Consider the following 6,353-nt stretch of genomic DNA (forward strand, 5'->3'; position numbering starts at 1 on the left):
TTCCCGGGGCCAGCTTCTTCGTGTCGAGCGTTACATTTCCTTCCGGGTTACCGGCAACGGTTTCATTGATCACTGCTGCCTGGCGGGGCCAGTTCTTACGATCGTCTTCATCTCTATAGATATCTACCGGGAACGCCCGTACGTAGCTGGCTTCATCCATTACAAACTGATCGGGCGCTTCCCAATAGCGGGGGCGCAGCAGGCGTTTATTGGGCGTAAGTGGTTTTATAGCGATAGCAAGAGAAGCTGGTTCAAAGCCCCCGTTCAGGTTGCGGGAATAGATCTTCAGTGTTTTAAAATCTTGCTGCTGCAGGCGATCGGGGATGTTTACCGCAATTTCCATGGCCTGGTAACCCACGCTGATAGTTTGGCTGCCACTGCGGGTTTCGCCGTTGAGGTCTGTTACATCGGCGTGCACCACGTAGGTGAATATGGGTTTGGTGGCGGGGTCTACAGATTTATCACTGAGCGCCGGGAACTTTACCAGGAAAGCGCCGCTGGCATCTGTAGTAGTTTCGCCATGGCTAATTTCCCTGGAAGATCCGTACGGCGCAGCTATCTTATAAAATAGCCACGGGTAAGGAAATCTTACTCTCCGTTCAACCCGGTAAGTAACTTTAGCGCCATCTATATTATTCCCGGCAAAGGCCAGGGCTTTGGCGTTGGCAGTAACGGTATCCCCTATACGATATATACTTTTCACGGTATCAAACTGTACATAAAATTTAGGACGTTTGTATTCTTCTACCTGGAAAGCAAGGTAGCCGTTCCCTGTTTCGTCTCTCAGGCTGTAAGCGCCGTTCATCCGGCCTTCCGGCAATGCAAATTTGCCGGAATAAGCGCCATATTCGTTGGTGGTTACGCTGATGGAATCTGCCTTATCGCCATTGGCATCATACAGCGATAAGGTGGTTTTATAATTAGTGAGCGCATCACTGCCGGTTTCATTGGTCCGTTTCTTTAAAACAATTCCTTTAAAGTAAATGGTCTGACCGGGGCGGTAAATGCTCCTATCGGCAAACAGGAAAGTTTGTGGCTCAGGCTCCCGTTCCCGCTCATTATTAGTGTAATAATACCGGTGTGAATCAATGTACAATTCATCCTGCCCGTTTTTCCAGTAGAGGCGCAGGTTATTATTCTGTTTCATGGGAGCGGGCTTTACACCGCCATCTTTGCCGGTGGTCAGTTTTTCCACCAACACCCATTCATCTGAATTATTGTTCCTGTTCCGCAATACCTGGAGGTCAATACCTGCCAATGGCTTGCCGGTGCTACGATGCAGTGCATAGTAAGCAGTACCGTTTTCCAGGTAGCTGATATTGGATACCCAGGTCATTTGCATGGCCATTGGGTTATTTTTCATACTGAACTGCGGGTCGGCGCTGGATAACAGCATGTAATGGCCGGCAGGCAGGGCATCTATTTTAATTTCTGCTTTATGGGTGATGTAATCCTGCGGATCGGGCAAAGCCTGTTCCCAGGATTTCATGGCGGGGCGCGACAGCATCAACTGCCAGTAAGTATTTGCCTGGTCGCGGTAATTACTTTGTGCTTTGCGCAACAGTTTCAGGAAGGCGTCGTCTATTTTAAAAACACGCAGATAGATCTTGTTAATGTTCTTATATCTTACCAACGTTCTGAATGGCAGCTCGGGTACATTCACCGCTTCGGTTGCCAGTTCAAGGAATTGTTCATTGATCTGGTCCAGCATATAAGCGCAGGCCACGCCTCCGGCGGATGCCGGGGCCAGCGTCACTGCTTTTTCGCAGATAGCTTTTGCTTTCTTTGTGTTATTGCCTTTGGCTTCTTCGGTGGCATCTGCTTTCTGCATATAGTAAGATGCCTGCATTTGCATTACAGCCGTTACCTCTTTTTCCCCGGCGTAAGCCAGTGCTGCCTGGTCCAGCGCCTGGAGATAAAGGGCATCTTTATTCTCCATAACGGCCACCTGGTTCATCCAGCCAATCCTTTCCACATCCACATCCAGTAAGGCCGCCTTATCGCCGGCATGCAAGCGGGTCAGTTCCTGCAATATCAGCAGGGCATGGTACTGCAGGGATGCGCTGTCGGTACTGGTGAAACCGTGTGCTGCAAAAGTAGTAGCAGGCGCAAACGCAGCAGGGTCGGTAAGTTCAAACTGGTTAGCAGGATTGGTAAGAGTGGCTTCTCCCGATTTAAAATAATCCAGGGCGCGGTGGGCCAGTAAATCATACAGGGTTGGCCGTAGTTGCCGGGTGTTCTCTTTAACAATAATTGCGTCAAATGCAGTGAGACTGGTTTTCTCCAACATTTCCCGGTCGGCCAGGGAAGCTTGGTAAGCGGCGGTAATTTCCTGGTGCAATCGTTCGGCTCCCCAGGTAGTTACATCGGTTCTTTCATCGCCGGCAATGGCGGTGCGGTTATAAAACCGGTACCGGTTGTACTGGAAATACCGGTAGAGCATTTCGCCCCTGATGCTTTGCAGGATGGCCTTTTGCGGACCGGCAGCGATAGCAATCTGCGCTTCTATTTTCTGCAGGTTTTGCAAGGTGCTGCTATCATTGATCTCCGCATTGTACTTCATCTGGTAAATGAGCGCTTTGATCTGCTGTGCGGGCATTTTATCCTTTACGGCCTGTACATAAATATCGCTGACTACCTCCAGGGCTGATTTGGGTAATCCTTTTTCTTCCAGTGCGGTGATCTTCTTCCAGGAGTTATCGTAGTTGAACTGGGCCATTATCTTATTGCTGCTAAAGATTAAAACAATGAATATTCCGATGAATAAACGCATATAGGATCGTTATTTACAGTAAGTTACTTCTTTTACTGACGAGGATGCCTGTACAGGCATGGTTTCCATAAAAGGGGAACAAAAAAGGTGAAAAGTGCCGGAATAGATCTCCATCACTTTTCACCTTATATATTTTTACCGGCAGATAATTATGCCAGGGCTGCTGTTTTACTTAATACTTCCGCCATTGTTTTACCAATGTTGGCAGGGCTTTCTACCACGTGAACCCCGCATTCTGCCATGATCTTCATTTTAGCGGCAGCGGTATCTTCAGCGCCGCCAATGATAGCTCCGGCGTGACCCATGCGACGTCCCGGAGGGGCAGTCTGACCAGCAATGAAACCAACTACCGGCTTGGTACCATTTTCCTTGATCCATTTGGCTGCATCAGCTTCCATGCTACCACCAATTTCACCGATCATGATAATACCTTCTGTTTCAGGATCGTTCATCAGCAGTTCTACTGCATCTTTGGTAGGTGTGCCGATAATGGGATCTCCACCAATACCGATAGCTGTAGAAACGCCTAAACCGGCTTTTACCACCTGGTCGGCAGCTTCATAAGTTAAAGTACCTGATTTGGAAACGATACCGATCTTACCTTTTTTGAAGATAAAGCCGGGCATGATGCCTACTTTGGCTTCATCTGCGGTGATAACGCCAGGGCAGTTTGGTCCGATGAGGCGGGTAGTGGTACCCTGCAGGAAGTTCTTTGCCTTGATCATATCCTGTACAGGAATACCTTCTGTGATACATACCACCAGAGCAATACCAGCTTCGGTAGCTTCCATGATTGCATCAGCTGCAAATGCAGGAGGTACAAAAATGATAGAAACATTTGCACCGGTTGCCTTTACTGCATCGGCTACTGTGTTGAACACCGGGCGTTCCAGGTGCGTACTGCCGCCTTTACCCGGCGTAACACCACCCACTACCTGGGTACCATATTCGATCATCTGTGTAGCGTGGAAAGTACCTTCTGTACCGGTAAATCCCTGAACAATCACTTTGCTATCCTTATTAACTAAAACACTCATCGCGCTTGTTTTATTGGTTTAATATTATATGTCTGATTCTTCTGGACGGCAAAAATAAGCCGATTTCCCTAATTCTGCAATTTAGTACCTTTAAGATAAAGCTACCAATTGGTTGGGAAAATAATTGGCGGTAAATAAGGAGTATTCAGGCAGCCGGCAGTGCCAGTGAAGATATATAGGGATGTTATATATTATCTTTTTAGCTGATAATCAAACACTATTGTTCTCCCTGTTCCTTTTTCAATTGTTCCCGCCACTTTCCATCCTTAAATAATTCCAGTTGCCGCATTTCCTTTGCTTCCCGCAGGAACTCGGAGGCAAAGATGAAATCGTTCAATTTCTGGTCTTTACTGAATACGATATCCTTATTGCTACCCTCCCACTGCTTCTGGCCCTGGTACATATATACAATATGATCCCCGCTTTCCATTACGGTGTTCATATCATGGGTATTAATAACGGTGGTGATATTGTATTCCTGTGTGAGCTCCGTAATCAGCTTGTCGATCAGCAGGGAAGTTTGCGGATCCAGCCCGGAGTTAGGTTCATCACAGAAAAGGTATTTCGGGTTCAGTACAATAGCGCGGGCGATCCCTACCCTTTTTTTCATTCCTCCACTGATTTCAGCAGGGAATTTTTTTGCGGCTTCTTTCAGTTGCACCCTTTCGAGGCATTCCGCTACCCTGGCCTTTTTCTCTTTCAGCGTACCTTTGCCAAACATCTCCAGGGGAAACATTACATTCTGTTCAACGGTCATACTGTCGAACAGGGCAGAGCCCTGGAAGAGCATGCCTATTTCCTGGCGTATCACTTTTTTCTCTTTTTCATCCATGGCGGTAAAGTCCTTTTTATCATACAGCACTTTTCCCGCGTCTACCCCCATCAGTCCTACAATGCACTTCATCATCACGGTTTTACCGCTACCGCTGGAGCCAATGATGAGATTAACCTTGCCGGGTTCCATTATAGTTGATACGCCCTTCAATATTTCTTTATCCCCAAAGCTCTTTCTTATGTCTTGCAGTTCAATCATGATTACAGTAATATGGCCGTTAATGCGTAGTCCATGAATAATATCAGCACGCAGCTTACCACCACGGCAGTAGTGCTGGCTTTACCTATTTCCAGTGCGCCGCCGGTAACATTATAGCCGTAATAAGCAGATACGCTGGCAATAATGAACCCGAAAGTATAGGATTTAGCCATCGCAAAAAATACGTTGTATGCCTTGAACTCCTGCCGGAGTCCCTGCATAAACTGCTCAGCGGAAATAATGCCTGAAAGCTCGCCGGCTTCCTTGCCGCCCCAGATACCCAGGAAACCAGCAATGGCTACCAACACCGGTATCATCAATATCGCAGCCATGATTTTAGGAGCAATGAGGTATCCCTTGGTATTGATACCCATAATTTCCAGGGCATCAATTTGTTCAGATATCCGCATGTTACCCAGTTCTGAGGCTATTTTTGACCCGATCACACCCGCCAGTACAATACAGGTAAGTGTTGGCGCAAATTCCAGGATAATAGTGTCTCTTACCACCTGTGCGATGGTACTCTTTGGAATGATAGGACTCACCAGCTGATAGGCTGTTTGCAGGGTGGTTACACCTCCCATAAACAGGGAAATAATAAATACTATCCCGAACGACCCTACGCCGATATCCACACATTGCTGCATAAATTGCTTCCAGTACATCTTCATGTTTTCCGGGCGGGAAAACATGCCTTTAAGCATGAGCAGGAAGTTTCCGAAATGATAGAAGAATTTGAACTCCATAACTGATCAAAGATAGGAAGGATTTTTTCAATCATATCCTAATTTAAGATTTAATGCAGGGCCTAACGTAAACTATTCACCAGCAAACGCTTCAAACTGCGTTCAATGATCTCCCCCATCGTTTTACAGCGGGAAAATACGGCATCATGATAATATTCTGCCAGCTCATCTCCCAGTTGCTGGATCTTTTCAGGAAAAGAAACCCGGTCGGTCATGATCACATCCCGCAGATCCTTGATGCGATGCCGCTGCACTTTAATACGGCGGGCAATTACGGCGCGTTCTTCCTGCTGATACTGTTTCACCACTTCTGCATTAAGATGTTTAATGGCCAGTTCCACAAATATGCGGTTCTCTTTAAAATACTGCGGCATATACAAGGTACGCCGGCCTTCGTAAAACTGCTGGTCAAAATCAATAGCGCGGATCCGGAACTGCACATCATCAAAATCCGGGGTAATATCAAAAATGAAGTTATAGGAACGCATATCACCCAGCAACCGCACGAAGCACCGCTCGTTGAATTTTACAAACTCTTTGGCTATACGTTTCGGGTTAAACTCGGGCCTGTTCAGGTAATGCAATATAAACTGGTCGCCGGGTACCCCTGCAATATGTTCTTCTACCAGGGTATTGCCATCAATCAGGAAGTTCATCCAGTAGGGAGATAGAATATGTTCCAGTTCCAGTCCGTAAATACGGGAGGCATCGGCAATCTTAATATAAAAATAGTCGTACACCTCGTTGTAATTATTGACAATTTT

The 6,353-nt window shown here is 46.8% G+C and carries 5 protein-coding genes; all 5 read right to left on the reverse strand.

Features of this window, described 5'->3' with window-relative positions:
• Positions 1-2,773 (reverse strand): MG2 domain-containing protein (locus tag VN105_RS19855; RefSeq protein ID WP_325643429.1); only part of this gene is annotated, 2,773 nt, incomplete at its 3' end.
• A 149-nt stretch (positions 2,774-2,922) separates the two neighbouring features.
• Positions 2,923-3,810, reverse strand: a complete 888-nt coding sequence (gene sucD, locus VN105_RS19860; protein WP_325643431.1) for a succinate--CoA ligase subunit alpha — start codon at positions 3,808-3,810, stop codon at positions 2,923-2,925.
• A 217-nt stretch (positions 3,811-4,027) separates the two neighbouring features.
• Positions 4,028-4,843: an ABC transporter ATP-binding protein gene (locus tag VN105_RS19865; protein WP_325643433.1), complete on the reverse strand. Its 816-nt coding sequence runs from the start codon at positions 4,841-4,843 to the stop codon at positions 4,028-4,030.
• Positions 4,844-4,845: 2 nt separating this feature from the next.
• On the reverse strand, positions 4,846-5,589 hold the full coding sequence (locus tag VN105_RS19870; protein ID WP_325643435.1) for an ABC transporter permease: 744 nt from the start codon (positions 5,587-5,589) through the stop codon (positions 4,846-4,848).
• A gap of 62 nt (positions 5,590-5,651) precedes the next feature.
• Positions 5,652-6,353, reverse strand: a 702-nt coding sequence (locus VN105_RS19875; RefSeq protein WP_325643437.1) for a hypothetical protein, incomplete at its 5' end; no start/stop codon positions are given.

The organism is Chitinophaga sp., from assembly GCF_035564935.1.
Taxonomy (GTDB): domain Bacteria; phylum Bacteroidota; class Bacteroidia; order Chitinophagales; family Chitinophagaceae; genus Chitinophaga.

What these genes read in the sequence shown, in the direction of transcription:
- sucD (WP_325643431.1), bottom strand. Translation starts at nt 3,810, where the DNA reads ATGAGTGTTTTAGTTAATAAGGATAGCAAAGTGATTGTTCAGGGATTT.
- VN105_RS19865 (WP_325643433.1), bottom strand. Translation starts at nt 4,843, where the DNA reads ATGATTGAACTGCAAGACATAAGAAAGAGCTTTGGGGATAAAGAAATA.
- VN105_RS19870 (WP_325643435.1), bottom strand. Translation starts at nt 5,589, where the DNA reads ATGGAGTTCAAATTCTTCTATCATTTCGGAAACTTCCTGCTCATGCTT.